The sequence below is a fragment of the Natronomonas salinimetallica genome, assembly GCF_013839515.1.
In the GTDB taxonomy this organism is placed as follows: Archaea; Halobacteriota; Halobacteria; order Halobacteriales; family Haloarculaceae; genus Natronomonas.
Genome location: NZ_JACDNQ010000002.1, coordinates 17,693 through 43,490 on the forward strand (window position 1 = coordinate 17,693; position 25,798 = coordinate 43,490).

Below are 25,798 nucleotides of genomic sequence, written 5' to 3' on the forward strand. Positions count from 1 at the left end.
CGCTCGTCCGTGGTCAGTCCCATCTGTAGCTCACCTGTCCCATGACGTGTCTGCTCGTCAGCTCCGCGGAGGCCGCAGAGTACCCGAACATCTCCCGGAGGTTCTCGAGCGTCCGTGTCTTGACCGCCCCGGTCTGGGTCCCCGAGGGCGGATCGTCCCACTGATCGGGGTCGAGGTCCTCATAGACCCGGCGGACGTCGTCCCAGTCGTGGTTCCCGAGGACGGTCCGAATGACCGGGATCTCCCTCGGATCGACGTCCGAGATGCGGAAGTCCTCGTCGCGGTTGCGCCAGGCGTGGCGGTTCAGCGCCGTGATCACCTTCTCGGCGCGGAACGCCTCGACGCCCTCTGCCGGGTCGGTCCCCCGGTAGTCGTCCTCGTCGAAGCGACCGAGGTGTTCGATCTCGAAGACCTTCATCTTCAGCGGGTCCGGGTCGACCGCCTCGCCGCGGTCGTTCGTGATCCGCTCGTCCTCGACCCACGCGTAGACGTGCTCGATGTACTCCTCGACGGTCGCCTCGTCGACGTGCTTTTCGCGCATGATCGCGTCGATGACGTCGGCTTCCTGTCTCCCGAAGACGTGGTTTTTCACCGGGACGAGACGGGTTTCGTACTCGTTGCGTTCGTTCGGCGAAAACACGGGCGCGTCGTCGAGGCGATCCGCCATCGCGTTCAACACGTCCCGCGGCATGATGACGTCCTCGACGTCCAACTCCGGGTGGTGGCGGTCGGTCTCCTCGTAGAGCAGATCCGCGATCGTATCGCGCGTATAGGTGACCGGGATGCCGGTGGCGCCATCCGTCGGGTCGCCGAAGTCGAATTCCTCGCGGTACCGGCGTTCGTCGCCGTTCTGTAGGTAGCCGCGGTCGTAGACGAGCGCCTTGTCGACGAGGTCGAGTCCCGGCGGCAGCGCTTCGGTGTCCAGTCTGGTTCCGACGGCGTACAGCGCCGCCGCCTCGATCGCGTGAGGGGCGAGTTCGCGCTCTCGGACCGTCCCGTCGGTCCCGCGGACGGCGATCCCGACCGATTCGCGGTACGTCGATTCGAGGTCGTCGTAGCTTTCGGCCTCCCAGATCTCCGTCTCGTTCGTGAGTTCTCGACGGAGGAGTTCCGCCTCCAAAGAGAGGTTCGTCAGGTAGGTAAACTCGTGTCTGTCGAGGCGCCGTTTCAGCGCCTTCAGGGGGTCCGAACCCTGCCGTTCGGCGTGTTGGTTCAGTTGGGCCTCGAGGTCGGGATTCGAGATGATGATCATCTGGGTGTCGATGTCCATACCGATCCCCTTATCGAGCTTTACCGTCCCCTCGTCGGGGACGTTCAACAGCTTCTGGAGCAGGTCGGCGTGTTGGGCCGCGTCCTCGACGATCGTGAGCAGGCCGTTGCCCTGCGAGAGGACGCCGTCGTAGCTGAACGCCTGGGGGTTCTTCCGGCCGCGGGAATCGAGCCGCTGTACCATTCCCGCCATCCACGACCCGACGAGCCGTTCCTTTGGCGAGCCGTCGTCCTCGCTGTGGAGGACGCCGATCCCCTGTCCGACGTCGACGACGAAGTTCTTCACGCGCAGGTGGCGCTCGTCGGTGATCGCCGAGAACAGATCGTCGGTCCCCTCGCGGCGGTACTGCTCTTCGAGGTGGTCGTAGGCCTCGCGGCTGAACGGATCGAGCCGCGTCTCGAGGTGGACCGGGATGTGGTCGTCGAGTTCGTCGTTGAGATCGTCGAGGATCGCGTCCCGGACCGGCTCCGGAAACACCGACAGCGGATGCGATTGGACGGGCGAGACGTACCAGTCGTCCTCGCTGGGCGAGGACACGTCGCCGTAGGTCATCCCCGGCGAACCGCCAGCCCCGGCGACGTTCCACTCGACGGTGTAGCGGCGTCCCGAATCGGTCTTCGAGTACTCACGGAGCCCGTTGATCAGACAGCGTTTGAGTTCCGATTTCCCCGTCGCGGTCGGGCCGTCGAGCCAGAGGATCTTCTCCTCTTTGCCCCGGCGGGCCGCGATCGATCTGAGGTCGTCGACGAAGGCGTTCAACACCTCGGTGTTGCCGAGAATGGCGTGTTCGCCGTCGTTGTGCGGATCGTCGAAGAAGCGATAGCGGTCCTTGCGTTCGCCCTCCTCGACGACGGATCGAGTCCCGGCGGCCTCGATGGCCGCGAGCAGGTACTTCGAGGCGTGGGCCGCCGATTCCGGGCGTTCGAGTATCCGATCGACGTACTCCGGGAGCGATGCCGGCGGTTCGTAGGTCTCCGCTAACGCCTCGTCGGCACGGTCGACGTAGGACTCGCCGGTCATTCGTCTTCCATCTCCGCCTTGGCGACTTCAGCGCCGGCGAACTCGAGCACCTCCTTGGCCCCGTCCGTACTGTAGCCTTGCCCCTCCAGGGCCCCGATCCACGCGTTCCGTTCGTCGTCGTCGAGGTCGCCGCTGGAGACCAGCGCCGAGAAGTTGATGTTGTGTTTTTTGTCCTCCCAGAGCTTCCGTTCGAGCGCCCGGCGGAGCCGGTCGTTGTCCTGCGGTTCGAACGTTTCCCCCTCGCGTGCGCGGCGGCTGACCCAGTTTGCGACCTCCTGGCGGAAGTCGTCCTTGCGGTCAGCGGGGACGTCGAGTTTCTCCTCGACGGCCCGCAGAAACGTCTCGTCCGGGTCCTGCTCGCGTCCCGTGATCGAGTCCTCGACGGTATCGTCGTCGATGTAGGCCATCACGTGGTCCATGTACTTTTCGCCCTGTCGTTGGATCTCGTCGAGGTCGTAGGCCAGGGCGTGTCGGACGTCCTCGATGGCCCGCTCTTTGTACTCCTCGCGGACCAACTCCAGGTAGCGGTAGTAGGTCTCGAAGTTCTCCTCGGGGATCGAGCCGTGGTTTTCGAGGTTGCCCTCCAGGTGGTTGAACGCCGTCAGCGGCGAGAGGAACATCCGCTCTCTGTGCATCGAGTCCATGATCGCCTCGGCGATCTCGTCGCCGATGAACCGCGGCGAGACGCCGTCCATGCCCTCGCCGATGTCGGCGGTCGCCTCGGCCTCGTCGCGGAGTTTCTTGACGTCGACGTCCTCGCCCTCGTCGATCTCGCCGTTGTAGGCTTTCGCCTTCTGAACGACGGAGACGGTTCCGCCGTCGGGCTCTTCGATGCGGGTCAACACGCCGAAGAGGCCGGCCATCTCCAGGGTGTGTGGCTCGACGTGGATGTCGGGCACGTCGGCGTTCTGTAGCATCTTTCGGTAGATCTCGGCCTCCTCTTCGTACTGGAGAACGTACGGGAAGTCGATCCGCTTGGTCCGGTCGTTGAACGCCTCCATCTTCTCGTCGCCCTTCTTGTCGCGGTACTCGGGCATGTTCGTCCGGCCGACGATCACCTGATCGATGTCGATTCGGGGGTTGTTCTTCGGCTTGATCGTCTGCTCTTGGCTGGCGTGGAGGAAGTCATAGAGGAACTCCCGCTGGAGTTTCAAGAACTCCTCGCCCGAAAAGATCCCGCGGTTCGCGTTACAGAACGCCCCCGAGTAGTCGAAGGCGCGCGGATCGCTCTCGCCGTAGACCGCGATCTTCGAGTAGTTGACGTCACCGGTCAGTTCGGTCTCGTCTTGGTTCTTTTTGTCCTTCGGCTCGAACGTCTCGATGGCTTGCCGTTTGTTCTCGTCGGCGAGTAGACGGATGACCTCGACGTGGTTTTCGAGCACGGCCTGCAGGTCGTCGTCGTAGTGCTCGAGCAGCGCATCCAGATAGAACTCGCTGGCGGGATCGAGCGCCTGCTCGTTGCGGATGGTGTAGGGGGCCTCGAGTTCCCCGTTGAGGTCCTCGATGACCCGCTTTCGCCCCTCGAACGGCAGGAGGACGATCGGATCCTGGTTCATCGGCGAACGAACGACGTCGTCGGCGGGATCCTGGTCGGGGAGGACGTCACAGAGCCCGCTCCACCGGAAGGTGTACATCCGGCCCGCCTCGCGGGCGGTGTAGTCCTCGAAGTAGCGTCTGACCTGCCTGTCGAAGTCCGATTTCCCCGATCCGACGGGGCCGAGCAGGAGTTTGATCCGCTTTTCGGGCCCGAGACCGCGGGCACCGGATTTGACTTTGTTGGTGAACTCGTGGATCGCCTCGTGGATGATTCGGCCGTAGAACGTGTTCTCGCCGTCCCCGAGAGGGTCCTCGGAGGCGAGTTCGTACTCGACGATCCCCGCCTCCTCGTCGTAGGACGTCCCGTAGTAGTCGAACATGTCGGCCAGCCGCTGGTGGGCGTTGCGGGCGATCTTCGGGTCCTCGTAGAGTTCCTCGAGATACCACCCGAACGACCGGGTCCGGCGGAGATCCGACGGGATCGTGCTTCTGTACTCCTCGCTGAGTTCTTCGAGAGTTTCCATATCACTCATTCTATCACGGGGACGCAACGCGTCCCGCCCGGGGTTCGGGCTGGTCGGTACGCCGACGTCCGAACGGGTCCGGTCGGCCCACCGGCCGGACCGGCCACTCCGGAACGACGTAACGACACGGGATTCGACGGACGGTGTGAGACACCGACACTACCTTGTGTAAGAGTACCACAGATATATAAGGGTTGCTACGACATACCACGAGCGGGTGGGTTAGCCGATACCGGAAACCGGCAAGCGCCGTCCGGTTCCGCAGAAAACGTCGCATCGAGGGTCGACGACCGTCGACGGGGCTTTATATACCGTCGGCCGGACGGTCGCACCGGCGTCCCTCGGGACGCTAGCGTCCCAACCGGCTCGATGCCGCGGACACGAAACGCAGTCGGGCGGGAACACAGCGCTCACGACGCCAGCTTGTCGATTTCACCCTTGAGCGACGCGGTATCGAAGTCGTGGTCCGGTCGGAGCCCGACGAAATCGAGGAACTCACGGGCATCCAGGAGGTCCTCGATCGGGTAGGCATCGAGCGCCGCCTCGACCGCCTCGTTCGGTCCGACGTAGGGGGAAATCGAGGCGAGGCCGCAGGCGACGTCGTACCCCTTCGCGTCGTCGATGGCGCCCTCGCTAACGCGGGTCGCATCGATGAAATACAGCGTCTCGACGCCGTCGGCGTCCGGTGCCACCAACACGTTCTCCGCTCGGAGGTCGCCGTGTGCGAGCCCCGCCTCGTGCATCGACGCGAGGTTCGAAAACAGCGTCGGGGCGAACGACCTCGCCCGGTCGGCCGGGAGCTCATCGAACGTCCGAAACGACGGAAGATACTCCAGTACCAACACGCCGAGGCCCTCGTGCTCGAACGCCTCGATCGGCTCGGGTGCGGCGATTCCGAGCTCGCGGATGCGGTTCGTGGCCGACAGTTCGTGCTCGGCCATCTCCAGTGGAGTCGAAAAACGCTCGAAAAAGCCCTCGGTCCCCGAGGTGAAAGCCCCGATGTTCCGGCCGGTCGTCAACAGCGTATGGACGAACGTGTGCTGTTCGGCGATCACCTTCACGAACCACTGATCGTTGACGACACAGGGGACCGAAAGCCAGTTGTCGGCATCGAGGCGCTCGAACTCGGCATCGGCCGACGGCTCCCCGAAGCGGCGCACAACCTCGGCCGCGATAGCCGACAGCTGTGACTCCGGGACGCTCTCTCTGAGGAACCGACGGAAAGCCATACACCTCACGTAGTGGTCGCCAACTAATAAGCGGTGTCCTGACAGGGGCCGCTGGACCGACGTAGCGGTCACGGCCCGCCCCGTTCCGGCGGTGACCGCTCGCAGACGACGACAGCCCGTATGATGCGTCGCCGGTGACGAGTTCGAACAGCCCGTATCAGTCGTCCGCCACGCCGGCGTGCGGGTCCTCGATATCCGGACGAACGATGTCCCGATCCGTCGACTCGCCCTCGATATCGTAGGGATACTCCCCGGTGACACAGCCGAGACAGAGGTCAGCACGCGACTCGTCGAGAGCGTCGGCGACGGCGTCGACCGAGAGGTACGCGAGTGAGTCGGCGTCGACGTCCTCGCGGATCGCTTCGGTCTCGCGCCCGGCGGCGATCAGCTCATCGCGGGACGCCATGTCGATCCCCATATAACAGGGCGCGACGATCGGTGGCGCGCCGATCCGCATGTGGACCGCCTCCGCGCCCACGTCTTTCAGCAGCTTTACGAGCTGTGTCGAGGTCGTTCCGCGGACGATCGAGTCGTCGATGACGGTGACCGTCCGTCCCTCGACGACGTCCCGGATCGGGTTGAGTTTGAGACGGACGGCCCGCTCGCGGGCGTCCTGTGTCGGCATAATGAACGTACGCCCGACGTAGCGGTTCTTCATCAGTCCCTCCGCGAACTCCACGTCGGCGCCGTCGTTTTGGGCTGCCTCGGCGTAGCCGGAGGCGAACGCCCGGCCGGAGTCGGGGACCGGCAACACGACGTCGCTTTCGACGCCGGACTCTTCCCAGATTTTTCGCCCGAGTTCGCGCCGGACGTCGTAGACGAGGCTGCCGTCGATCCGTGAGTCGGGGCGGGCGAAGTAGACGTGTTCGAAGAAACAGTGTGCGGTGTTTTCCTGCTCGACGAGCTGGTAGGAATCGAAGCCGGCGCCGTCCTCCTCCAGGACGACGAGTTCGCCGGGGCGGACGTCGCGGACCAACTCGCCGTCGAGGACGTCGATCGCGGCCGACTCGGAGGCGAGGATGTAGCCGTCGTCGAGTTCGCCGATACAGAGGGGTCGGTTGCCCTGGGGATCCCGAACGCCGAGGACCGTATCGTCGTGGGCGATCGTGAGCGAGTAGGAGCCGTGGATCCGGTCCATGGTGCGCTTGACGGCCCGGATGAGGTCGGCTTCGAGCAGGTTGCGCGCGAGGTCGTGGGCGATGACTTCCGTGTCGCCGTCGCTCGTAAACGCGTGGCCGCTCGCGGCGAGTTCGTCGCGCAGTTCCGCGGTGTTGACGAGGTTGCCGTTGTGGCTCAACCCGAGCGATCCCGATTTGAACGACACCGAAAACGGCTGTGCACAACAGGAATTGACGCTGCCCGCCGTCGGGTAGCGGACGTGTCCGACGCCCGTTGGCCCCTTCAGCGAGTCGAGGTCGCCCTCGTCGAAAGCGTCTCCGACCAGCCCCATATCGACGTGGCTGTGCTGTTGAAAGCCATCGTGGGTGACGATGCCCGCGGACTCTTGCCCGCGGTGTTGCAGCGCGTAGAGCGCGTAGTACAGCGGTCGCGCCGCGTCTCGTCCGTCCAACGAGACGCCGACGACACCGCATTTCTCCGTCGGCCCATCCGAGTGCCGCCCGTCTGGCATATCTATCGATCCGGGTCCCAACGACAAAAACCCACTCCATCGTGTGTCATGAGGCGCTTATAACGCGAAAGGGTATCCACGATCGTGGATACGTGCGTGGCCGTGCCCCCGACGCGACTGGGGGATCCGATAACGGTACGCGGAACGGCCGAGTGACGATACCACGGCACAGTGGCTGTCGGTCGCAACTACCCGAAAACGAAGCGGTGGTCGTCGTTACTCGCCCTGCTTGGACTGCCAGGCGTACCCGCGGCGTTTGGCGGTCTTGCCGAATCCGCAGGACGCACAGACCTTCTTTCTGGAGTGGTAGGACTTCTCGCCGCAGCGTCGACACTTGACGTGCGTCGTCTTGTTCTTCTTCCCTTGGCTCGGGGTCCCGGCGCCAGTCATGGTTGTATCGAGACGACGTTATCGCCGCGGATAATGGTTACGTTGTCGCCTTCGCCCAGGACGAGGTTCATGTGCTGGTCGTACCCCGAGAGGACGCCCTCGTGGGTTTCGCTCCCTTTGAGCGTCACACGCACGTCGGTTCCCAGCGTCTCTTCGAGCACGTCGAGTGGACGGTCAGTCATACCGGTACAGGAACGTGCGAGCGGTATAAACGCACCGACCCGCGGCGGGAACCGCTCCCGTCCACTGCGGTCTCGGGGGCCGGATCAGCCGGTTCGACACGTCACCGTCCAGGGGGCGGCCTCGGAGTTCGCCGTCAGTCGGTCATAGAACGCACGGAGCCCCGCTCGCCCGGTCTCCGGAAGCACGTGCAGTTGGACGGCCCCATCGCGAACCGCCACACGGAAGGTGTCCCCTGTCTCGTCATCGTGGACGAGATACAGCGGCATCGGGAGATCGGACCAATCGCCGTACCGGTACGGCCGCCGCTCGAGGATCGACTCGACGGACTCGGTGAGGGATCGGTCGTCGACCTCGCGGGCGGAACGCAGCGAAAAGACGGTCTCGCCCTCGTATTCGATGCCGCCACGTCGCCGATACCGCCGGGTCGGCCGCTGCGGGATCGAGAATGTCGGTTCGTCGTCGGCCACACGCCAGATACGCCGTGATGCGATTTAAATCATGGGCCGCAGACCCGCGCCAGCGGTTGGATCGCGACTCCCACGAGCGAACCGTCCCGGACTTCCGGATACCGTTCGGCGACGAGGGCCACACCCACGGGGGAGACGACCCCGAAAAAAAAGCGGTGCCCGGCAGTCCTACCGCGAGGGTTTATATACCAACGCGAGGCCAGACACCCCGTGACGTAACGACAAGCCGGCGGACGGTTCGGCGGGTGTGTGGAGCGCCGTCGTCGGATGCCGAACGCGGAACGAGCCATGCTCCACCTGTTCGCCAAGTATATCGAATCCGGACACGTAGTCCCGTCCATGTGTGGCCGGTATACCCTCTTCAGTTCCCGAGCGGACCTCGAAGCGCGGTTCGACGTATCCTTCGGGTTCGCGTTCGAGCCGCGGTACAACGCGACACCCGGACAGCGACTTCCGGTGATCACCGACGAGGAGCCGAACGGCGTCCGTCGTCTCGAATGGGGGCTCGTCCCCCGCTGGGCCGACAGCGCGGCGGAGAGCTACATCAATGCCCGTTCGGAGACCGTAGATCGAAAGCCCGCCTTCGCGGAGGCATACGAGAAGCGTCGCTGTCTCGTGCCGGCCGACGGCTTCTACGAGTGGGCCGACGTCGGGGACGGGAAACAGCCGTACCGCGTCGCCTTCGAGGACGACCGGCCCTTTGCGATGGCCGGACTCTACGAGCGTTGGACACCGGACACGAGACAGTCGGGACTCGGTGATTTCTCCGAGGGGGGTATCAACACCGAGGACGAAGACGACGAGCCACTGGAGACGTTCACCGTGTTGACAACGGCTCCGAACGACGTCGTCGAAGGGCTCCACCACCGTATGGCGGTCGTCCTCGATCCCGACGCGGAGTCAACGTGGCTGGACGGGGAGGACGTGTCGTTCGACCCCGTCTCCGCCGACGAGTTCCGTGCGTATCCCGTCTCGACAGCGGTCAACGATCCGTCGAACGACCGTCCCGAACTCGTCCGTCCCGCTGAATAGGCCGTGGGAGCGATGCGGCCGGCCGAACACCTAAATCGGCGGCAGCCGTCGGGCCGAACGATGAACGTACCCGAGTGGCTCCCGTTCGTCCGAAAGACGCCCCCGCCGTCGAAGCCGTTCTCCGAACGTGCGGCACGCTGGGCGGACGGGTTGTCCTACCGTGACGTCCCCCGCTCGATACGGCGCACCGCGCGAGCGCAGTTGACGAGTAGCATCGGTGCCGCACTCCGGACCCGAACGCACCCGATCGGAGACCGAATCGGGGACACACTCGCTTCCTCGGGCGACAGCGCGACGGTCCTCGGTGGTGGTCGGGCCGACCCCGCGACGGCCGCCTGTGGCAACGCGGCGCTCGTTTCGGCGCTCGATTTCGACGGCTCCGTCCTCGGGGGACAGACCGGTCCGAGTTGCGTGTTCGTCCCGCTGGCGTACGCCGAAGCCGCCGAAGCCGACGGCGAGGAGCTGCTCGTCGCACAGATCGCGGCAAACGAGATCGTCGGGCGTCTCGGCGCAGCCGTGCCGACCGGGCCGTTTTCGCGGGAGGGTGCCGTCTGGATCCACGCCGCCGGTGCAGCGGTCGGACGCGCCGTGATAGAGGGTGATGATCCCGATACGCTCGCCGACGCGCTCGTGACGGCGCTTTCGACCCCGACAGCCCCGATCGAGCGCTCCGCGGTCGGATCCGACGCCGGCATCCGGGGAGCGAGCGCTCCGGTTCGGGCGGGACTCGCCGCCGTCGAGAGTGCCCGAGCGGGGATCGGTGGCAGACGCGACCTGATCGAATCGGAGGGTGGTCTCCTGTCGGGCCTCACCCGGCGGCCGGTACGGGAGTTCCTCTTCGGGCTAGGTGAGCGCTGGCACACGGACGCGCTGAGTGTCAAATCCACCCCGGGTAGCGTCTACGTGGCGGCCGCAACCGAGGCCGCATTCGAAGCCCGGGGGCGTTTCGACCACGGACGGACAGCCATCCGAGGTGTCGACGTGTACGGTCCTCACGCACTGTGTTCGCAGGAGTCGACCGCGAGGCCATATCTCGAGGAGGATCGCGTGCCGATCCCCGCCGCACTGCGAGCTGTTCCACGAGCGACGGCCGAAGCGCTCGTCGAGGGTACGATCACGCCACAGCGGATCGGAACACGGACCGAAGAGGGAGCGATCCGTCGGGTTGCCGACCGCGTCGATCTCAAACACGATCCCGAGCTGACGGTCGCGGCGCTTCGATCGTCGGTTCCGGCGGGCGTCGAGTTCGACGGAGGACGCCGAACGATCGCCCCGCACGTCGCCCGTGCCGTCGGACTGCGTACGACGCTCGGCCACCTTCCGACGGTACTCGGGACCGCTCGACGGCTATCGGACGTGCTCGATCCCTCGGAGATCGAACGTCGGATCGGTGCCCGTGTCGTCGTCCGAACCGCCGACGGACGGGCGTTCGAAGCGAGCGTCGAACGTCCGCCCGGTGTCGTAGGCGCACCGCTCGCCGAGGTTCGGGCTGTCGCCAGAAGAAAGTGCCGGGAGGCGCTCGAAGCACTCGGGGTTTCGGAGCCGGAGGCGCGGAGCCGAACCGATCGGCTGTTGTCCATCGACGAAGTGACGCGACTTCGGATCGATCGTCTGACCGACGGAGCGTGAGACGGATCCCCCGACTCCCGGATGACAACACGTAAGAAACCGGCGGTCCCCGACTCCCGTATGAAGTACGCGCGTATCCGGACGTCGACAGGTGTTCTCGAGGGCGAATACGACGACGGAACCGTCCGAACGGACGACGGGACGTACGAACCGGCGGAGTACGAACTACTCGCCCCCTGTGAGCCATCCGTGTTCTACTGCGTCGGCCGGAACTTCGGTGAGAAAGTTGAGCAGATGGATTACGAGATCCCGGAGGTGCCGGATTTCTTCATCAAGCCACCCATCTCACTGCACGATCCGGAAACACCGATCCCGTACCCGAGTTTCACCTCGGAGCTGACGTACGCCGGGGAACTCGCCGCCGTCATCGGAACGGAATGTAAAAACGTCGCCGAGGACGAGGTCGACGACGTGGTGCGGGGATATACGATCCTCAACGACCTCGACTGTCTCGATCAGGAGCGCCGGACGGCCCGAAAGGCCTTCGATTCCTCCGGACCGCTCGGGCCTGTTATCGCCGATATCGACCCCGTCGGACTGGGGATGACCACGCACATAAACGGCGAACCCCGTCAGGCGGACAACACCGAAAACATGTTCAACAAACCCCGCGAGACCGTCTCGTTTCTCTCGGAGCGGTTCACGTTCAAACCCGGTGACGTGATCAGCTTCGGCAGCCCGGCGAACCCCGGGCTCCTCGAGCGCGGCGATGAGATCGAAATCCACTACGAGGGAATCGGGACGCTCCGAAACACCGTCGAATAACATCCCGTGACGTCAGCTGATATCGACGACGAGTACCGGGCGGTCGGCGGCCTTGACGACCCGTTCGGTCGTACTCCCGAGGTTGAGCCGCTTCTCGCGACCGGTCCGGCCGTGCGTACCGAGTGTGAGCAGATCGATATCCGACGTCTCCCCGTACGAGAGAATCTCCCGATAGGGGACGCCTTCCGGTGTCGCGGTGGTGACCGACACCCCGGCGTCGTCGGCCCGGCCAGCCAGCTCCTCGACGGCGTCGTTTGCCTCCTCGGCCAACTCCGAACGGACCTCGGATTTGTTCTCGACGCTCGCGGCGAGAACGACCCGCTGATCGACGACGGAGATGACGTGTAATTCCGCGCCATAGGCGTCCACGGCGCCGAGGGCGTGCTCCAGCGCGGCAGCCGCGCGTTCGCTACCGTCCGTCGGTAGGAGGATCGAATCGTACATACGACGTGGTCGGAGGGCCACCTACTTGAAACGAACCGTCTCGGTTCGGCCGGCCTCGACGGCGGCGGGTATTCCGACTCACCGCTCGAAACGGGTTTCGCATTGAAGACCGATCGGCAGGTAGGGCCAACATGGCCACCGATAGTGCGAACGCGGCCGAAGCACCGACCACCGAGGCGGACGCGGGTGCATACGTTACCCCGACCGCCGACTTCGCGATCCTGCTGACGGTCGCGTGTCTTATCGCGTTCGCTGGCGCTGCAATGATACTTCCGTGAGTCTATCGTCCGGTGGTGAAAGAAACCCAGGCCGTTCCCGTGATCGGCGGTAGAGACCGTTCGGTCTGGATCGCCGCGATCGTACTGTACGGGATCGGTGACACGGTCACAACGTTTTGGGGGCTCTCGACGGGCGGCATCGCGGAGGCCGGGCCGATAGCCAAGCCACTCGTCGACATGTACGGGCCGTACGCCCTGATAGGTATCAAGGCCGTCGTCCTCCCGTCGTTTTATGTCATCTGGCGGGTGCTCCGAACGCCGGGGCGTATCGCCGTCCCGTTCGCGCTTGCGTTCGTCGGCGCCGTCGTTACCGGGTGGAACCTGTTCGTCGTCGCGAGCGTTCTGTGAACGGCCATCGCTCGCGGGCCAGCGCCGTCCGAGCGACGGTCGGGGACTCATACTGGTGGACGAAATCAAATGAAACCGACTCACGAGTGATCCGCCGTTCGCTCCGTCGAGCGGCGTGATCCTCGTGCGTCGTGTGTACATTCTTTTGTCCGTCAGTATCATACTGCCGGCGATCCGTGTTTGCTCGCCGTGACCGCCTCGATCGGACCGGTATTCGTGGGCGTTCGGCAAGCACGGCCACGTCCGGCGGTTCCCGCTGTCGTCGACTCGGACGCTACTGATCGATCCGTTCTCGGCTAGTCGTCCCCGGTCGGATCGACGATCACGACCTCGCCGTCCTCGACGGTGACATTTATCAGCGTCTTCGCACTGTACGCCGACTCGTCGAGTTTGTTCGAACCCTCTACTTTCTTGATGACGGCAACCACGTCGACGATGGATGCGCCGATGTCCTCGAGGGCGGCACAGATCGCGGAGAGCGTACCACCCGTCGAGAGCACGTCATCGAGGACGAGGACGCTGTCGCCCTCGTCGACGTCGTTTATGTACATCTGGCTCTCGGAGTAGCCGGTCTGTTGGAACAGCGGCGTCTCGCCCTCGAGGCCGTACTCCCGCTTCCGGATGACCACCAGCGGGATGTCGGTCATGAGCGAGACCGCCGTCGAGATATGGATCCCCATCGCGGCGGGCGTAACGATCTTATCGACGTTCTCGAGGCGGGCCTTCCGGATGATCTTGATGACGATCTCCCGAAGCAGGCTCGGTTCGAGCATCGGGACGCCGTCGCTGATCGGATGGACGAAGTAGTGGTAGTCGTCCTTCTCGACGATCGGCGAGTCGAGTAACGACCGCTGAAGCTGATCCATGTGCCGCGTACCGGGAGATGCGGGTAAAGCCTGACGGTCGCCGTCGGCGGTGAACGCGGAGCTGTCGGCTAATCCGGCTGATTTGGTGGGTGTTGATACCGTCGACTCGTGAGACTACTGGGTCGGTTCGTCCGCCCGATCGAGCGTCCGGAACGCCTCGAGGATCACGCGTTTCGTGACCGCACCCTGGGTGCTCCAGTGGTGGGCGTAATCGAGCATATCGTCGTAGATGTCGGGTTTGCACCCGGCCGCCTTCGGGTGACCGCCGCCGTTGACCTGTCGGGCGACCTCGTGACAGCGCTCGAAGTCGTCCGTACCGCGGATCGAGGCCGACCCCGCAGGTTTGACGATCACGGACGCGTCGGCCCCTCGCTCGCGCATTGCCTCGGCGACCTCGTTTTGCGAACATCGGCCGTAGGTAACGCCGACGGTCCACGCGCCCACCTCACGGAGCTCCGCCCGATCCGTGGCCTTCTCGATGAGCGCGTCCTTCTCGACGCGTTTTTTTTCCAGAAACGCTCCGACCGTTTCGGGGAGGTCCGCGCCGTGTTCGACCACCGTTTCGACGTATTCGCCGGGGTCGGCCCAGTAGGCGTAGTCGGCGAGGTCGTCGCTTCGGGGATCCTCACGCAGCCACAGGTCGTGATCGCGGGTGACGGCCGCAAGTTCGGCGTAGCGCTCGTCGAACTCGAACTCGATCTCTTCGAGCGCCACGTCGGTGGTACACACCGCGTCGGAGTCGCCAACGACCAATTCGGCGTACTCGGAGACCGTCTCGGAGAGGGCCTCGTCCCACTGATGGTGATCGAACCACCGGACGGTGTCGGCTGATTCGGCGACCGAGGGGAGGGCCTCGACATCGCTCGCCGAGTCCGGACAGAGATCACAGAGGTACAACTCGATTCCGGGGTCGCCGTACGCTTCGACGTACGAGAGCGCGTCGTCGATCTCGTGTGGCCCGGCCGAGAGTAGCCCCGCGGTGCCGAACGCGACCCGGAGCAAGGCGACACAGCCGAGGCCGTCGGCATCCGGATCGGCGATAACGACCCGCTCGGCCCCCTCGAGGGTCGATTTCGCTTCGCGCTCGGCGACGGTATCATCGAAGGAGTCGGGGGTAAAAAACCCCTCCCCCGGAAGCAGCGAACGACGGTGAAGCGGTATCGATCCGTCGTCTATGAGTCGATCGTCCATACCGTCCGAGTGTGCGGTAGCTCAATAAGCCTCCCGTTCACGGTCGGACGGCCTCGGCGACGCAAGCGGCAAAATGATACCCGCTACTCCAGTTGTCGAACCGTCAGGACGGGCACCGGACACGAGCGGACGACCCGTTCTGCGACGCTGCCAAGGAGAAACGAGTGTTCACCGCTCCGCCCGCGCGTGCCCATCGCGACGCCGTCGGCGTCGATGTCCCGAACGTACCCGACGATCTGTTTCGCCGGTCGACCGACCCTCACGGCGGTCTCCAACTCGATGGGGTTCTCGAGCGTTTCGTTCATTTCGACGATCGCGTCGATCGCCTCGGAACTCTGTTCGTCGAGCGCGTTCCGCACGTCGTCGCGGAGTTGCTCGGGAAGCGGATCGACGTGGCTCTCGTCTACGACGTAGAGCGCGTGTACGGTGGCGTCGAACCGCCGAGCGAGATCGAGCGTACATTCGACCGCCCGCGAGACGCTTTCGGAGCCATCGGTCGCCACGACCACCGTCTCGAACATATCCGATGTGAATGCCGGAATATGATAAACCCACTCGTTGTCCGTCGACCGGGTGTGTTTTAAGTCGCTCTCCGTCGACAATGACATATGCAGATCGATACGGTACTCGTTCCGATCGACGGCACACAGGCAGCCATGGACGCCGTCGAGTACGGGATCGCTATCGCGGACAAATACGACGCGTGTGTTCACGCGCTGTACCTTCTCGGCGAGAACGCGGCGACTGCGATCGGCAACGGGAGTGTCGAAGCCAACGCTATCGCCGAGCGCGGAGAACAGATCATGGCCGGGGTTCGTGCGGTAGCCGGCGACGTCCCGATCGATCACTCCTCGGCCTGTGGGTTCTCGGTCTCCAGGCTGAGTCAGCATCCGGGAAGCGTGATCCTCGAGGTCGCCGAGATGCTGGATGTCGGCTTTATCGTCATTCCGCGGGAACCGGTTACCGGTGACTCCGAGGCGGTGATCGAACGGGCGGCAGAATACGTGCTCGCACACGCCTCACAGCCCGTCCTATCCGTTTGAGTGGCTGTCATGGGTCCGGACGGGACGGCCGGATCCGTCCCGTCCCGATCACCTTTGACAGCGAGAGCGTCCCGCCCTTTCCGCGACGCTGCCGGGTGTGGCTCTTGTTCGGTATCCACGCGCCGGTGCCGTGACATGGTCACGAACGTCTCGCCGGCAGTCCGAGACTATCACGGGCGAAAAACCCAGTGTCGTCGTCGGGCGACGCCCGACTGCCCGAGGGACGTAGCCGCTCCTCGTTCACGACGCGGCGGACGTCATTCCGTATCCGGGCTCAACCGCGCGGCCATCTCGAGTTCGAAGCTCCCGTCGTCGGTCGGCACGAACCCGACCTTCCGGTAGAGGGCGGTGGCCGGTTTGTTCCAGCGTTCGACGGTCAACCAGACGTGTTCGATCCCCTCCTCACGTCCCGCACCGAGGAGCCCCTCGATCAGGCCCGTTCCGATCCCGGCGTTCTGATATTCACGGAGCACGAAAATCGCCAACTCGAAGGAGCCCTGACGGTCCGGAACCAAGAGGGCGTGTCCGATCGGCTTATCACCGTGCCATGCGACCACGTTGAGGCAGTCATCGGTCATCAGCTTCTCCAACCAGTTTCTGATCTGATCCTCGTCGGTCGGCGGGATCCCCTGTGCGCGGTCCTCCGGATCGAATTTGCGATACATCTCCAACAGCGGCTCGATATCACCGTCGTAGCGGCGAACCGCTATCTGTCGGCTCTCACGGTCCTCGAACACACACGGCGGGGCCTCGTACGGGCCAGCCACCTCGTCCGGATATTCGCGGGTCATCGGATAAGCGTCACCGTCGTTCGGGCGTTCAACAGGACAAACTCGGCGATAGAGCCGAGCTGTACTTTTCCGAGGGGGCTCGTTTCGCCGCCCCCGAGGACGATCCGATCGTAGGAGCCACGCTCTGCGAGTTCGAGCAGTTGGCTCCCCGGATGGCCGGAAAGCGTCTCGATTTCGGCGTCGAAATCGGCCTCGTCGAGCACCTCGCCGGCACGGGATTCGACCTCCGCTTGGGACAACGACGCGTCCGGGTTCTCGACGATGGCGATCGTTAGCTCGTCACCGGCTTCCTTGGCCCGCTCGACCGCTTTTTTGAGGGCATGAAGCGAATCTTCGCTCCCGCCAATACCCAACAGCGCTTTCATACCTGCATCTTACCCCCCGAAAGCAAAAGCCTCCCGCCTGTATCCGGGAACCGAAGATCGTCCGCCGCGTGTCGGACGCCGTCGGTACGCTTTTTCGGCGGCGTCTCGCTACGTACGCTATGGCCGAAGATGGGCGGACGACCGTCGACGAGAACGGATCGGGGTCGAGGGACGACCACTCGGGAGACGACCACTCGGGAGATGACCACTCGGGAGATGACCACTCGGGAGACGACCACTCCGGGGACGACCACTCCGGGGACGACAACTCCGGGGACGACCACTCCGGGGACGACGATCCGACCGATGGCTCCGTCCCGAAGGACGTCCGGGAGTACGCCCGCTTTTCGAAGATCGACGGCGCGACATACGACCGTGCCAACGAGTTTCTCCGTGAACGGACGTACGTCACTGCCCGCGAGTGGGCGATCGCCCGACTCTGTGCGGATTTCAGGACCGAGACCGGTGTCGAGATGACGAAGATCGGCGAGAACCTGCCCGAACTCGTCCCGTTCATGACGGACACGTACAGCCCTCAGGCAGTGAATCAAGCCCGCTCGTCCTTTGACGATAAAGTCCGGAAGGCGGGGGCGACTTTCCTCTACGGTGCGATGTGTGATTTCTATACCGCCGAGGAACTGGACGAGTTGATGTACGAAATCACGGAAGTCGCAAAGTTCCTGCTGGAAGTCGAGGGCGTCGAGTTGACCGTCGACGAGGAACTCGATACCGAGGAGCGGATTTCGAGCGTGATGCGCGAGGTTCGGGAATCGTCGGCGGCACTCCGACACGACGAGTTCCGCTGTCCGAACTGTGGCCACGAGGTCCGAACGGAAGCCGAGGAGGGAGGTTAACGCCGGACGTTCCGTCCGTCCGCCTCGACGAACTGTCCGTCGCGGAATACGACGGTCCCACGGACCATCGTCATTTCCGGGAACACGCCGTTTCGGCCCTCGAACGGCGTCCACGAACACTTCGAGTGAAGGTCTTCGCCCCGGATCGGCGTCGGATCGTCGGGATCGACCAACACCAAGTCGGCGTGGTTTCCCGGCTCGATCCGGCCTTTCGGCTCCAGACCGAAGACGTCTGCGACGTTCGCCGCAGTCACGTCCCGGACGCGCTCGTATCCGATCCTTCCGGTCCGCGCCGCCTCCAGTAGGAGCGGGAGGGCAGTTTCGACACCCGGGACCCCGCTCGGCGCGTCCCAGATTCCCGCGTTCTTCTCCTCGCGGGTATGTGGCGCGTGGTCCGTCGCGACGACGTCGATCGTCCCGCCGTCGAGCAGCCGAAACATCGACTCGCGTCGATCCTCACTCCGGAGCGGCGGGTTCATGCGTCCGAACGTCCCGAGCTCCTCGAGGTCGTCCCGCGAGAGGAACAGGTGATGTGGCGTGACTTCGCAGGTCATCCCCGCGTCCGAGACGGCTTCGACGCCCTCCGGTGTCGAGGTGTGGGCGATGTGAACCGTCGCGTCGAGGTCCTCGGCCACGCTACAGGCGTGTTCGATCGCTTCGATCTCGGCGTTCGCGGTTCGATACGCGCTCCAGGCGTCGGGATCTGTCCGACCTTCGACCGACTCGTCGAACAGCGTCGCGTCCTCGGCGTGGACCGTGATCGGGACGCCGGCGTCGTGGGCCCGCTTGACCGCCTCCTCGTAGCGGGCAGTATCGATCCCCATCTCCCCGGTGGAGTCGGCGAGGAACACCTCGCCGAGCGCGCCGATGGGCTTTTCGAGGAGCTCGTCAGGCTTCCACGTGGCCGTGACACCGCCGTTGATCGCGTAATCGACGATCGACGCCGCTGCGAGGCCTGCCTTCCGCTCGTAACTCGCGGCGTCGACCGTCGGCGGTTCGGTGTTCGGCTGATCGAACACGGTCGTGACGCCGCCGGCGGCGGCGCTTTTCGATCCCGTCCGCCAGGTCTCTTTGTGGGAGAAGCCGGGCTCTCGAAAGTGGACGTGGGCGTCGATCATCCCGGGCAACAGGAGCTTGCCGCCGGCGTCGATGGAATCACCGTCGGGAGCCAGTCCCGTTCCGATTTCGGCGATCGACTCCCCTTCGATCCGAACGTCGCGCACCCGCCCGTCGGCCAGCGTCGCGTCGTGAAGTAGCATGACTACACGTCTCCGACCGACGGCCCTAAGGCTCACGGAACGTCCGGATCGGATAGCTCCGCGGCGGCGACACTCGACGACGTCCGGTCCGCGCCGAACGCCGCCTCGATGGCGGCCACGACGGGGGCCGGGTCCTCCGGGCCGCCGGCCGCCGCGACCGACCCGACCGAACCGGAATCGAACGGCAGGTCGAGTGCCGAATAGACCGGGTCGAGTATCTCGGCGATCGTCGTACTGTCGGCGGACCCGACGATCACGCAGCCGCCGACGAGAGCGCTGTCGCGTCCGATGCGCTGTGCGATCCCCGCGACCTTTCCGCTCCCCCGGACGGAATGCTCTCCGGGGCAGAACGCCTGATCCGGTTCGCCATGTGTGACAGCCGCGCCGGTTTCCCGGAGCGCCCGCAGTATCGACGCCACCGCCTCGCGATACCGGCCGTCGATCCCCTCACGGCTGTCGTCGACCGGGGTCGCGTACGCGAACGCGACGGTTCGGCCGGTGTAAGCGACCGCGCTCCCGCCGACGCGCCGCTCGACCGGTTCGTACCCGTGACGGGTGGCGATCCGCCGAGCGCGGTCGTACCCGTCGGCGGCCGTATCACGCCGACCGAACGCGAGCTGTCTCGGCGGTGTCCACACACGGAGTACCGACTCGGCGGCATCGGCGGAGAGATCCATGAGCGAGGCCGTAACCGCCCGGTCTCGGCCGACGCTGCTGAGCGACCCGTGGACGAGACGCATAGCCGTCAATACGGCCCGACGGTAATAAAACGACACGGGGTGAACCACTGGTATGGTCGTGGTTCCGGCGTCGGCACTCTGTCGATACGAGCGGTTTTCCCTCTATAACTCGCCGTACCCGGCACACGGTTCGGGACATGCGATCGATCTCTATCCCGGCACGAACGGGGCGATTTCCCCCGTCAGGGGAACCGTCCGGTCGATCCAAACGGTCCGATGTCCGGACCGAACATACGCGACCTCCGAGGACCACGTACTCCTCATCGACTGTGAGTCCCACGTCGCGAGGATACTCCACGTCGATCCTGCGGTCGAAGTCGGCGAGACGATCGAGATCGGCGACCGTCTCGGAACTCTCATCAGATCCGGCTTCTTCGGCCGGTGGGTGGACAACCACGTCCACCTCGGCTTCCGTCAGCCGGGGCAGAACCCCTATCGAGCGGGCGGGTCGTTGCGGATCGAAGTCGACGTCCCCGTCACCGGTCTTGCCTGGGACGGGACCGGGACGGTCCTCGAAGCCGGACCAACGCACGTCCTACTCGACTCGCCTTCGGACAGGGAGCACTCAGGGTTCACCGCCCTCGCGGACGACGATGGCGTACCGCTCGACGGCGGGCTCGTCCACTACGAGGGCGGAGGGACGTTCTCGCCCGCCGACGGGAAGCGTTCGTTGCTCGGGACGTCGATCGGGCTCGCGGACGGTCGCGATCTCCGCTGGGCCGACGTGGCGGTGTTCGCGGACGAAAAGCGAGCGACCGGGATCTCGCTTTTCGCATCGAGGGTACCCTTCGGCGTGAAGTTGGTCTTTCGCGATGGTCACGGCTTTGGACCGGGCGAGGAGGTCACCGTCTCGATCGAGTCGACGGCTGACGCGATCCGATAAGGCTGACAGCCGGCACTGTGTCGGCCCCGTGGCGGTGTGCCGGGCTCCCGCCGTGTTCGCCACGGGGCGATACTCAGATCACACGGGGGCTGGCCCCGTGATCGTATATAAATAGGCGGGTGCCGTTCGCTGGCGGAAGGGGTGGTCCACTCGGAAAGACGTCGGGCGGCGAAGACGAGTTCGATCGTCGGGCGGCGAGGGGGACTTCAGGCGTCGAGATACTCCGATTGCACATCGATGACGTCCGAGGAGTCCTCGCAGTCTGCGTAGCGCCGAAGCGGCTCCTCGTTCAGCTCCAAGAACGTGTGGCCCCACCGAAACTTTCCGAGGATCTCCTCGGCGCGGTCGCGGTGGCCCAGGATTCGAAGCGCGCCGGCGAACGCCTCGACGGTGTTGAGCCTGAACGGCGTGCCGTAGTTGACGGGGTTGGCCGCGACGAGGAACGGAAGCGAGCGGTGCGGGCCGTCGAGGCGGAACGCCTCCTCTTCGGCGGTCTCCCACGAACAGTCGAGGGCGACGATCCGGCCACCGGATCCGTTTTCGTCGGCATCGGCCGGGGAAAGCGCGCGGTCGGCGTACGGATCGAGGACGATTCCCGGGGGCGTGGTTCGAGTCGAACGGTGAAGCGTCGCGAGGTCGAACCGGGCGAGCTTTCGGGCCGAGCACTTCTCGGGATCGTCGTCGCCCTCGTACCGGACGTGTAGTTCCACATCCGAGGTTACCGTCGGGCAAAGAAAAGTCGATCGGCCGGCGCCGGATATATCCCTGCGGCCCGAGACGACGCTAGGTATGGATGGCGTGTCGCTGGCTCGTGAGTACTACCGATCGATCGACGACGATGACTACGACGCGCTCGCGGAGGTCCTCTCGGGGGATTTTCGACACTGTCGTCCCGACCGAACGGTCGAGGGCCGTGATTCGTTCGTACGGTTCATGCGATCGGGACGCCCGGAACGGGAGACGACACACGTTATCGACTCCGTCTACACCGACGGGATGGAGCGCGTCGCCGTCGAGGGGGAACTGCTCTATCCTGACGGCGAAACGTGGTTTCGGTTCCTCGACGTCTTCGAAATCGAGGGGAACGAGGTCGAACGCGTTCGGACCTACAGCGCCGTCGATTCCGAGTAGCGTTCACTCGCCTGCACCGAGCGCCGATTCGCCGACGGGGTCGTGGCCGTCGATCCGCTCGACCCCGCCCATGTACGGCTGTAACGGCTCGGGGACGTCGACGGTACCGTCCTCGTTTTGGTAGTATTCGAGGATCGCGACGACGACGCGTGGGACCGCGACTCCCGACCCGTTGAGGGTGTGAACGTATTCCGCCGATTCGTGTCGCTCGGGTCGGTATTGAATACTCGCCCGCCGGGCTTGAAACCCCTCGAAGTTCGAGACCGAGGACACCTCGAGCCACCGTCCTCCGGCCTCTGGGCCGTCCTCCATGTCGTCGCCGGGGGCCCACACCTCGACGTCGTACTTTTTCGCCTGCGTAAAGCCCATATCGCCGGTACACATCTCCAGGACACGGTACGGGAGCCCGAGCCGTTCGAGTACGGCTTTCGCCTCCCCGAGGAGCCCCTCGAGGCGGTCGTAGCTGTTCTCCGGCCGGACGAAGTTCACCATCTCGACTTTGTTGAACTGGTGAACCCGGACGATACCGCGGGTCTCGGTCCCGTGTTCGCCGGCCTCCCGCCGGAAGTTCGGCGTGTACGCCTGATGTTTGATCGGGAGGTCGCTGTCGAGGAGGATCTCGTCGCGGTACATGTTGGTCACCGGGACCTCGGCGGTCGGGAGCAACCAGAGGTCGTCGTCATCGTAGGGGGCGTCGTTGGCGTCGCCGAGGCGGTAGGCGTCGTCGACGAACTTGGGGAACTGGCCCGTCCCCCGCATCGAGGCGGAGTTGACCGGAATCGGTGGGAACACGTCCGTGTAGCCGTGTTCCTCGCGGTGGAGGGCGAGCATGAACTGGATCAGCGCGTGTTCCAGTCGTGCGCCCTCACCCGTCGCAACGTAGAACCCGCCGCCCGATACTTTGGCCCCCCGGTCGAAATCGAGGATTCCCAGTTCTTCGCCCAGGTCGTAGTGAGGAACGACCGGGTCGGGGAGCGCCCGACGGTCCTCGAACCCCCACCGTTCGACCTCGACGTTGTCGGATTCGTCCGCTCCGACCGGCGCGTCGGGATGTGGGGGGTTCGGGAGTTCGAGTAGGGCGGCCTCCAGTTCGGCCTCCAGTTCGTCGGCTCGGGCTTCGAGCGCTTCGAGCTCGGCCTTCAGTTCGCTGGATCGCTCGATCGCTTCCTCGGCCGCCTCCTCGTTTCCCTCGCGTTTGAGTTCGCCGATCTCGCTCGATACCTCGTTTCGCTGCCGTCTGAGGTCGTCACCCGTTGCTTTGAGTTCACGCCACTCCCCGTCGATTTCGAGGATCCGATCGAGGTCGACGTCGACCCCTTTGGCTTCGAGCGCGCGGCGGACCTCGTCTGGATTCTCCCGGACGAACTGCCTCGGTAGCATTTGATCGCGGTTCGCCGCGCCGGCGGAAAATCGTATCGATCACACCGACCCGTTCGGGACCGCGACCGACGGCCCGGAACGGCAGCGGGCGGAACGCGAGGGGCCAGAACGAGGGGCTTTACTATCGGACGACGAAACGTACCGTATGGGAATCGGTGACGTGTACTCTGTGGAGGCCGTTCCGGACTGTTATTACGTCGACATGGGGCTGTACGGCCGGGACGCGTACGGCTCCGTCTACGTCTACGACACGGAGCGGCCGGCGGTGATCGACACCGGCCTCGGAACCAACTACGAACACATCCTGGACGCCCTCGAGACGGTCGGGATCGGACGCGACGAACTGGCGTACGTCGTCCCGACGCACGTCCACCTCGATCACGCCGGCGGGGCCGGCACGCTCGCCGAGGAGACGGGTGCGCGCGTGCTCGTCCACGAGGCCGGCGTCGAACACCTCGTCGATCCGACCCGCCTGTGGGCGGGGACGAAGGCGGCCGTCGGTGACCGGATCCGATTTTATACGGAGCCCGAGCCGATCCCCGAGGACCGGATCGAAGCGATCGAGGGCGGCGAGACGATCGACCTCGGGGACCGGTCTCTCGACGTCTATCACGCCCCCGGCCACGCCTTCCACCAGACGGTATTTCACGATGCGGACGCGAGGGCGGTCTTCGCCGCCGACGCGGCCGGGATCTACGTGCCCGAGTTGGACCGCGTCGTCGAGACGTCGCCGCCGCCGGGGTTCGACCTCGAGGAAGTCGTCGCGGACGCGCGGATGATCGAGGCGTTGAATCCCGAGACGATCTGTTATGGACACTTCGGCCCGGTTCCGGCCGAGGGTCGGATCGAGGAGTACGTCGAGGTGACGCGACGTTGGGTCGAGGCGGTCGAGAAAGCGAGGGCCGAACTGGACGACGAGGACGCGATCGTCGAACGGTTTAGCGAGCGATCCGAAACGACCGAGGTGTGGGGCGAGCGGAGCGCGGCCGGGGAGATACGAATGAACGTTCGGGGCGTGCTGCGGTATCTCGACGCGCGCGGCGAGAACGGATAACGGCGCTCTCTCGTGTCCCGTTCCGTCGCGTTCAGGACCTTTTGAGGCCTCGATAGAACACCGCTCTATCGGTGGCCCCTCCCGCAACGAGTGGGGTCGCACGACCGAGCGAAGTAGGGAGAAGTCACGTGACGTGGTCCCCTGCGACCGCCGTCCCGACGTCGAGCGCCTCGGCGACCTCGACGAGGAGATCACCTTTTATCTCCGAGGTCTTCGTCTCGATTTCGGCGACGAGCGGTGTCTCGAACTCCTCGCGGACGCGGCGGAGACGCTCGTTTTCGGTGGCCACGCGCTCTCTGAGATACCGCGCCCCCCGCCCGTTCTCGTCGTCGTCCGGCGACGGCGTCAGCCGGTTCGCGACCAGCCCACGAACCGAGAGTCCCGACTCGTGCATCGACTCGATCGCGCGTTCGGTCTCGTTCAACGACAGTTCGTCCGGATTCAACACGAGAAAGAAGGCCGCCTCCTCGCGGAGTGTCGATCCGGCGAACTCGAAGAACTCCTTGCGCTCCTGTAGGCGAGCGAGGACCGGATCACCGTCCATCACCCGCCTCGGTTCGTTGTTGCCGATCGCGGCCTTCTCGAAGAGATCGATGCTCGTCCGGCGTTTGTACATCAGCCGGTCGATCCACCCCTCGAGCAGGTCGGGGAGTCCGAGCAGCCGGAGCGTGCTCCCGGTCGGAGAGGTATCGAAGACGACCCGATCGTACGGGTCGGCCGATCGCATCACCTCGATGAACCGATCGAAGAGCGCGGACTCGTAGGCTCCGGGCGTGTCGTGAGCCATCTCGAGTTGTCGGTTGACCTCGTTGACCATCGCCGCCGACACCTGCTCTGAGAGGTCCTGTCTGATTTCGTCGAGATGTCTCGTGACCTCCTCGTCGGGGTCGATCTGCATCGCTTCGAGATTTTCGACTCCCTCGACCGGGGTCGCGTCGTCGTCGAAGCGCTGATCGAAGACGTCCGTCACCGAGTGGGCCGGGTCCGTCGAGACGACGAGCGTCCGATGACCGTCGCGTGCCGACTGGACCGCGTACGCACAGGAGACGGTCGTCTTTCCGACGCCGCCCTTTCCGCCGAAGAAGACGAACGGTTCCACGGTCATCGCCCCCGCCGACAGTCTGTCTGGACCATCAGAAGTGATACTGCTGGCCCTTGCGTTCGACGTAGGAGTCTCGATCCCACAGCCGACGTTCCCACGCCTCGAACTCGTCTTCGAGGTACGGGAGCAACTCGGCGGTGTAATACGAGACGGGCGATGGGATCCCGAAGGCATCGGGGAAGCACGCGAGTATGAACGCGTCCTCCTCGTCCTCGGCCTCCTTTTCGATCTTCTCGTAGGCCGGGTGCGTTATCATCCCGTGATACAGCCCCCGGAGCCACTCCTCGAGCGTGAGACGGAACGATTCGATCCGGTCTGCGAGCGTCATTCGTCACAACGCAGTCCCGCCGGAGTCAAATACCTGTCGCGGGCGTGGGGGGCCGGCGGACGGCGG

The 25,798-nt window shown here is 64.8% G+C and carries 29 protein-coding genes; 10 read left to right on the forward strand and 19 right to left on the reverse strand.

The window, feature by feature from the left end; all coding sequences use genetic code 11:
* Window positions 1–13 precede the first annotated feature (13 nt).
* The 7 genes from HZR14_RS01305 to HZR14_RS01335 all read right to left on the reverse strand — a co-directional run bounded on the left by HZR14_RS01305 (window position 14) and on the right by HZR14_RS01335 (window position 8,249).
* The gene (locus HZR14_RS01305; protein ID WP_181691070.1) at window positions 14–2,290 is read right to left on the reverse strand and encodes a PrkA family serine protein kinase; all 2,277 of its coding nucleotides are present in this window, start codon (window positions 2,288–2,290) and stop codon (window positions 14–16) included.
* On the reverse strand, window positions 2,287–4,359 hold the full coding sequence (locus HZR14_RS01310; protein WP_220132401.1) for a PrkA family serine protein kinase: 2,073 nt from the start codon (window positions 4,357–4,359) through the stop codon (window positions 2,287–2,289). Before HZR14_RS01310 ends, HZR14_RS01305 begins: the two co-directional genes overlap by 4 nt.
* A gap of 401 nt (window positions 4,360–4,760) precedes the next feature.
* Window positions 4,761–5,579, reverse strand: a complete 819-nt coding sequence (locus HZR14_RS01315) for a lipopolysaccharide kinase InaA family protein (RefSeq protein WP_181691072.1) — start codon at window positions 5,577–5,579, stop codon at window positions 4,761–4,763.
* Between the two features lie 157 nt (window positions 5,580–5,736).
* On the reverse strand, window positions 5,737–7,209 hold the full coding sequence (gene purF, locus HZR14_RS01320; RefSeq protein WP_181691073.1) for an amidophosphoribosyltransferase: 1,473 nt from the start codon (window positions 7,207–7,209) through the stop codon (window positions 5,737–5,739).
* Window positions 7,210–7,425: 216 nt separating this feature from the next.
* Entirely contained in the window at window positions 7,426–7,599 is a 174-nt protein-coding gene (locus HZR14_RS01325) for a 50S ribosomal protein L37e (protein WP_137274881.1), read from the reverse strand.
* A complete protein-coding gene (locus HZR14_RS01330) occupies window positions 7,596–7,781 on the reverse strand; it encodes an LSM domain-containing protein (protein WP_181691074.1) in 186 nt (61 codons plus the stop codon). Before HZR14_RS01330 ends, HZR14_RS01325 begins: the two co-directional genes overlap by 4 nt.
* 84 nt (window positions 7,782–7,865) lie before the next feature.
* Window positions 7,866–8,249, reverse strand: a complete 384-nt coding sequence (locus HZR14_RS01335; protein WP_181691075.1) for a hypothetical protein — start codon at window positions 8,247–8,249, stop codon at window positions 7,866–7,868.
* Window positions 8,250–8,588: 339 nt separating this feature from the next.
* Between HZR14_RS01335 and HZR14_RS01340 the strand changes: the two genes are divergently transcribed.
* The 3 genes from HZR14_RS01340 to HZR14_RS01350 are packed head-to-tail and all read left to right on the forward strand — an operon-like array spanning window position 8,589 to window position 11,675.
* Window positions 8,589–9,281 (forward strand): SOS response-associated peptidase, encoded by a 693-nt coding sequence (locus HZR14_RS01340; RefSeq protein WP_181691076.1) that lies wholly within the window; start codon window positions 8,589–8,591, stop codon window positions 9,279–9,281.
* Window positions 9,282–9,341: 60 nt separating this feature from the next.
* Window positions 9,342–10,910, forward strand: a complete 1,569-nt coding sequence (locus tag HZR14_RS01345) for an MmgE/PrpD family protein (RefSeq protein WP_181691077.1) — start codon at window positions 9,342–9,344, stop codon at window positions 10,908–10,910.
* Window positions 10,911–10,970: 60 nt separating this feature from the next.
* A complete protein-coding gene (locus tag HZR14_RS01350) occupies window positions 10,971–11,675 on the forward strand; it encodes a fumarylacetoacetate hydrolase family protein (RefSeq protein WP_181691078.1) in 705 nt (234 codons plus the stop codon).
* 12 nt (window positions 11,676–11,687) lie between these two features.
* On the opposite strand, the gene HZR14_RS01355 is transcribed toward HZR14_RS01350, so the two are convergent.
* Window positions 11,688–12,119: a universal stress protein gene (locus HZR14_RS01355; protein ID WP_181691079.1), complete on the reverse strand. Its 432-nt coding sequence runs from the start codon at window positions 12,117–12,119 to the stop codon at window positions 11,688–11,690.
* Between the two features lie 131 nt (window positions 12,120–12,250).
* Between HZR14_RS01355 and HZR14_RS01360 the strand changes: the two genes are divergently transcribed.
* A complete protein-coding gene (locus HZR14_RS01360) occupies window positions 12,251–12,397 on the forward strand; it encodes a hypothetical protein (protein ID WP_181691080.1) in 147 nt (48 codons plus the stop codon).
* Window positions 12,398–12,412: 15 nt separating this feature from the next.
* Window positions 12,413–12,745, forward strand: a complete 333-nt coding sequence (locus HZR14_RS01365) for a DUF5658 family protein (protein WP_220132402.1) — start codon at window positions 12,413–12,415, stop codon at window positions 12,743–12,745.
* Window positions 12,746–13,041: 296 nt separating this feature from the next.
* On the opposite strand, the gene hpt is transcribed toward HZR14_RS01365, so the two are convergent.
* From hpt to HZR14_RS01380, 3 genes are all read right to left on the reverse strand, one after another.
* Window positions 13,042–13,611 (reverse strand): hypoxanthine/guanine phosphoribosyltransferase, encoded by a 570-nt coding sequence (gene hpt, locus HZR14_RS01370; protein WP_181691082.1) that lies wholly within the window; start codon window positions 13,609–13,611, stop codon window positions 13,042–13,044.
* A gap of 114 nt (window positions 13,612–13,725) precedes the next feature.
* Entirely contained in the window at window positions 13,726–14,802 is a 1,077-nt protein-coding gene (locus HZR14_RS01375) for a DHH family phosphoesterase (RefSeq protein WP_181691083.1), read from the reverse strand.
* 83 nt (window positions 14,803–14,885) lie between these two features.
* Window positions 14,886–15,323 (reverse strand): universal stress protein, encoded by a 438-nt coding sequence (locus tag HZR14_RS01380; protein WP_181691084.1) that lies wholly within the window; start codon window positions 15,321–15,323, stop codon window positions 14,886–14,888.
* Between the two features lie 87 nt (window positions 15,324–15,410).
* Here HZR14_RS01380 and HZR14_RS01385 point away from each other — a divergent pair, with 87 nt between their 5' ends.
* Complete coding sequence (locus tag HZR14_RS01385) at window positions 15,411–15,845, forward strand: universal stress protein (protein WP_181691085.1); 435 nt, start codon at window positions 15,411–15,413, stop codon at window positions 15,843–15,845.
* 257 nt (window positions 15,846–16,102) lie between these two features.
* Here HZR14_RS01385 and HZR14_RS01390 read toward each other — a convergent pair whose 3' ends face one another.
* On the reverse strand, window positions 16,103–16,636 hold the full coding sequence (locus HZR14_RS01390; RefSeq protein WP_181691086.1) for a GNAT family N-acetyltransferase: 534 nt from the start codon (window positions 16,634–16,636) through the stop codon (window positions 16,103–16,105).
* Complete coding sequence (locus HZR14_RS01395) at window positions 16,633–17,001, reverse strand: universal stress protein (RefSeq protein WP_181691087.1); 369 nt, start codon at window positions 16,999–17,001, stop codon at window positions 16,633–16,635. The genes HZR14_RS01390 and HZR14_RS01395 overlap by 4 nt, the downstream gene beginning before the upstream one ends.
* Before the next feature lie 119 nt (window positions 17,002–17,120).
* Here HZR14_RS01395 and HZR14_RS01400 point away from each other — a divergent pair, with 119 nt between their 5' ends.
* Window positions 17,121–17,855, forward strand: coding sequence for a DUF5806 family protein (locus tag HZR14_RS01400; protein ID WP_255479139.1), 735 nt, complete (start codon window positions 17,121–17,123; stop codon window positions 17,853–17,855).
* Here the strand turns inward: HZR14_RS01400 and HZR14_RS01405 are convergent.
* Together HZR14_RS01405 and HZR14_RS01410 are read right to left on the reverse strand one after the other, a co-directional pair.
* A complete protein-coding gene (locus HZR14_RS01405) occupies window positions 17,852–19,114 on the reverse strand; it encodes a dihydroorotase (protein WP_181691088.1) in 1,263 nt (420 codons plus the stop codon). The genes HZR14_RS01400 and HZR14_RS01405 overlap by 4 nt on opposite strands.
* A gap of 32 nt (window positions 19,115–19,146) precedes the next feature.
* Window positions 19,147–19,854 carry a lipoyl protein ligase domain-containing protein gene (locus HZR14_RS01410; protein ID WP_220132403.1) on the reverse strand — a complete coding sequence of 236 codons (708 nt, stop codon included), beginning with the start codon at window positions 19,852–19,854 and terminating at the stop codon, window positions 19,147–19,149.
* 52 nt (window positions 19,855–19,906) lie between these two features.
* Between HZR14_RS01410 and HZR14_RS01415 the strand changes: the two genes are divergently transcribed.
* Window positions 19,907–20,737 (forward strand): DUF8155 domain-containing protein, encoded by an 831-nt coding sequence (locus HZR14_RS01415; protein ID WP_181691089.1) that lies wholly within the window; start codon window positions 19,907–19,909, stop codon window positions 20,735–20,737.
* A gap of 206 nt (window positions 20,738–20,943) precedes the next feature.
* Here HZR14_RS01415 and HZR14_RS01420 read toward each other — a convergent pair whose 3' ends face one another.
* Window positions 20,944–21,447 (reverse strand): DUF367 family protein, encoded by a 504-nt coding sequence (locus HZR14_RS01420; protein WP_181691090.1) that lies wholly within the window; start codon window positions 21,445–21,447, stop codon window positions 20,944–20,946.
* 79 nt (window positions 21,448–21,526) lie between these two features.
* On the opposite strand from HZR14_RS01420, the gene HZR14_RS01425 reads away from it, so the two are divergent.
* The gene (locus HZR14_RS01425) at window positions 21,527–21,868 is read left to right on the forward strand and encodes a nuclear transport factor 2 family protein (RefSeq protein ID WP_181691091.1); all 342 of its coding nucleotides are present in this window, start codon (window positions 21,527–21,529) and stop codon (window positions 21,866–21,868) included.
* A gap of 3 nt (window positions 21,869–21,871) precedes the next feature.
* Here the strand turns inward: HZR14_RS01425 and serS are convergent, their stop codons facing one another.
* Entirely contained in the window at window positions 21,872–23,248 is a 1,377-nt protein-coding gene (gene serS / locus HZR14_RS01430) for a serine--tRNA ligase (protein ID WP_181691092.1), read from the reverse strand.
* Window positions 23,249–23,393: 145 nt separating this feature from the next.
* On the opposite strand from serS, the gene HZR14_RS01435 reads away from it, so the two are divergent.
* Window positions 23,394–24,302, forward strand: a complete 909-nt coding sequence (locus tag HZR14_RS01435) for an MBL fold metallo-hydrolase (RefSeq protein WP_181691093.1) — start codon at window positions 23,394–23,396, stop codon at window positions 24,300–24,302.
* 124 nt (window positions 24,303–24,426) lie between these two features.
* On the opposite strand, the gene HZR14_RS01440 is transcribed toward HZR14_RS01435, so the two are convergent.
* Both HZR14_RS01440 and HZR14_RS01445 read right to left on the reverse strand, forming a co-directional pair.
* Window positions 24,427–25,401, reverse strand: a complete 975-nt coding sequence (locus tag HZR14_RS01440; RefSeq protein ID WP_181691291.1) for an ArsA family ATPase — start codon at window positions 25,399–25,401, stop codon at window positions 24,427–24,429.
* 34 nt (window positions 25,402–25,435) lie between these two features.
* A complete protein-coding gene (locus HZR14_RS01445; RefSeq protein ID WP_181691094.1) occupies window positions 25,436–25,732 on the reverse strand; it encodes a DUF7990 family protein in 297 nt (98 codons plus the stop codon).
* Window positions 25,733–25,798 lie beyond the last annotated feature (66 nt).

Excerpts from the sequence above, each read along its gene's own strand:
- HZR14_RS01305 (WP_181691070.1), bottom strand. The coding sequence starts at position 2,290 with ATGACCGGCGAGTCCTACGTCGACCGTGCCGACGAGGCGTTAGCGGAG.
- HZR14_RS01310 (WP_220132401.1), bottom strand. The coding sequence starts at position 4,359 with ATGAGTGATATGGAAACTCTCGAAGAACTCAGCGAGGAGTACAGAAGC.
- HZR14_RS01315 (WP_181691072.1), bottom strand. The coding sequence starts at position 5,579 with ATGGCTTTCCGTCGGTTCCTCAGAGAGAGCGTCCCGGAGTCACAGCTG.
- purF (WP_181691073.1), bottom strand. The coding sequence starts at position 7,209 with ATGCCAGACGGGCGGCACTCGGATGGGCCGACGGAGAAATGCGGTGTC.
- HZR14_RS01325 (WP_137274881.1), bottom strand. The coding sequence starts at position 7,599 with ATGACTGGCGCCGGGACCCCGAGCCAAGGGAAGAAGAACAAGACGACG.
- HZR14_RS01330 (WP_181691074.1), bottom strand. The coding sequence starts at position 7,781 with ATGACTGACCGTCCACTCGACGTGCTCGAAGAGACGCTGGGAACCGAC.
- HZR14_RS01340 (WP_181691076.1), top strand. The coding sequence starts at position 8,589 with ATGTGTGGCCGGTATACCCTCTTCAGTTCCCGAGCGGACCTCGAAGCG.
- HZR14_RS01345 (WP_181691077.1), top strand. The coding sequence starts at position 9,342 with ATGAACGTACCCGAGTGGCTCCCGTTCGTCCGAAAGACGCCCCCGCCG.
- HZR14_RS01350 (WP_181691078.1), top strand. The coding sequence starts at position 10,971 with ATGAAGTACGCGCGTATCCGGACGTCGACAGGTGTTCTCGAGGGCGAA.
- HZR14_RS01355 (WP_181691079.1), bottom strand. The coding sequence starts at position 12,119 with ATGTACGATTCGATCCTCCTACCGACGGACGGTAGCGAACGCGCGGCT.
- HZR14_RS01360 (WP_181691080.1), top strand. The coding sequence starts at position 12,251 with ATGGCCACCGATAGTGCGAACGCGGCCGAAGCACCGACCACCGAGGCG.
- hpt (WP_181691082.1), bottom strand. The coding sequence starts at position 13,611 with ATGGATCAGCTTCAGCGGTCGTTACTCGACTCGCCGATCGTCGAGAAG.
- HZR14_RS01375 (WP_181691083.1), bottom strand. The coding sequence starts at position 14,802 with ATGGACGATCGACTCATAGACGACGGATCGATACCGCTTCACCGTCGT.
- HZR14_RS01380 (WP_181691084.1), bottom strand. The coding sequence starts at position 15,323 with ATGTTCGAGACGGTGGTCGTGGCGACCGATGGCTCCGAAAGCGTCTCG.
- HZR14_RS01385 (WP_181691085.1), top strand. The coding sequence starts at position 15,411 with ATGCAGATCGATACGGTACTCGTTCCGATCGACGGCACACAGGCAGCC.
- HZR14_RS01390 (WP_181691086.1), bottom strand. The coding sequence starts at position 16,636 with ATGACCCGCGAATATCCGGACGAGGTGGCTGGCCCGTACGAGGCCCCG.
- HZR14_RS01395 (WP_181691087.1), bottom strand. The coding sequence starts at position 17,001 with ATGAAAGCGCTGTTGGGTATTGGCGGGAGCGAAGATTCGCTTCATGCC.
- HZR14_RS01400 (WP_255479139.1), top strand. The coding sequence starts at position 17,121 with ATGGCCGAAGATGGGCGGACGACCGTCGACGAGAACGGATCGGGGTCG.
- HZR14_RS01405 (WP_181691088.1), bottom strand. The coding sequence starts at position 19,114 with ATGCTACTTCACGACGCGACGCTGGCCGACGGGCGGGTGCGCGACGTT.
- HZR14_RS01410 (WP_220132403.1), bottom strand. The coding sequence starts at position 19,854 with ATGCGTCTCGTCCACGGGTCGCTCAGCAGCGTCGGCCGAGACCGGGCG.
- HZR14_RS01415 (WP_181691089.1), top strand. The coding sequence starts at position 19,907 with ATGGTCGTGGTTCCGGCGTCGGCACTCTGTCGATACGAGCGGTTTTCC.
- HZR14_RS01425 (WP_181691091.1), top strand. The coding sequence starts at position 21,527 with ATGGATGGCGTGTCGCTGGCTCGTGAGTACTACCGATCGATCGACGAC.
- serS (WP_181691092.1), bottom strand. The coding sequence starts at position 23,248 with ATGCTACCGAGGCAGTTCGTCCGGGAGAATCCAGACGAGGTCCGCCGC.
- HZR14_RS01435 (WP_181691093.1), top strand. The coding sequence starts at position 23,394 with ATGGGAATCGGTGACGTGTACTCTGTGGAGGCCGTTCCGGACTGTTAT.
- HZR14_RS01445 (WP_181691094.1), bottom strand. The coding sequence starts at position 25,732 with ATGACGCTCGCAGACCGGATCGAATCGTTCCGTCTCACGCTCGAGGAG.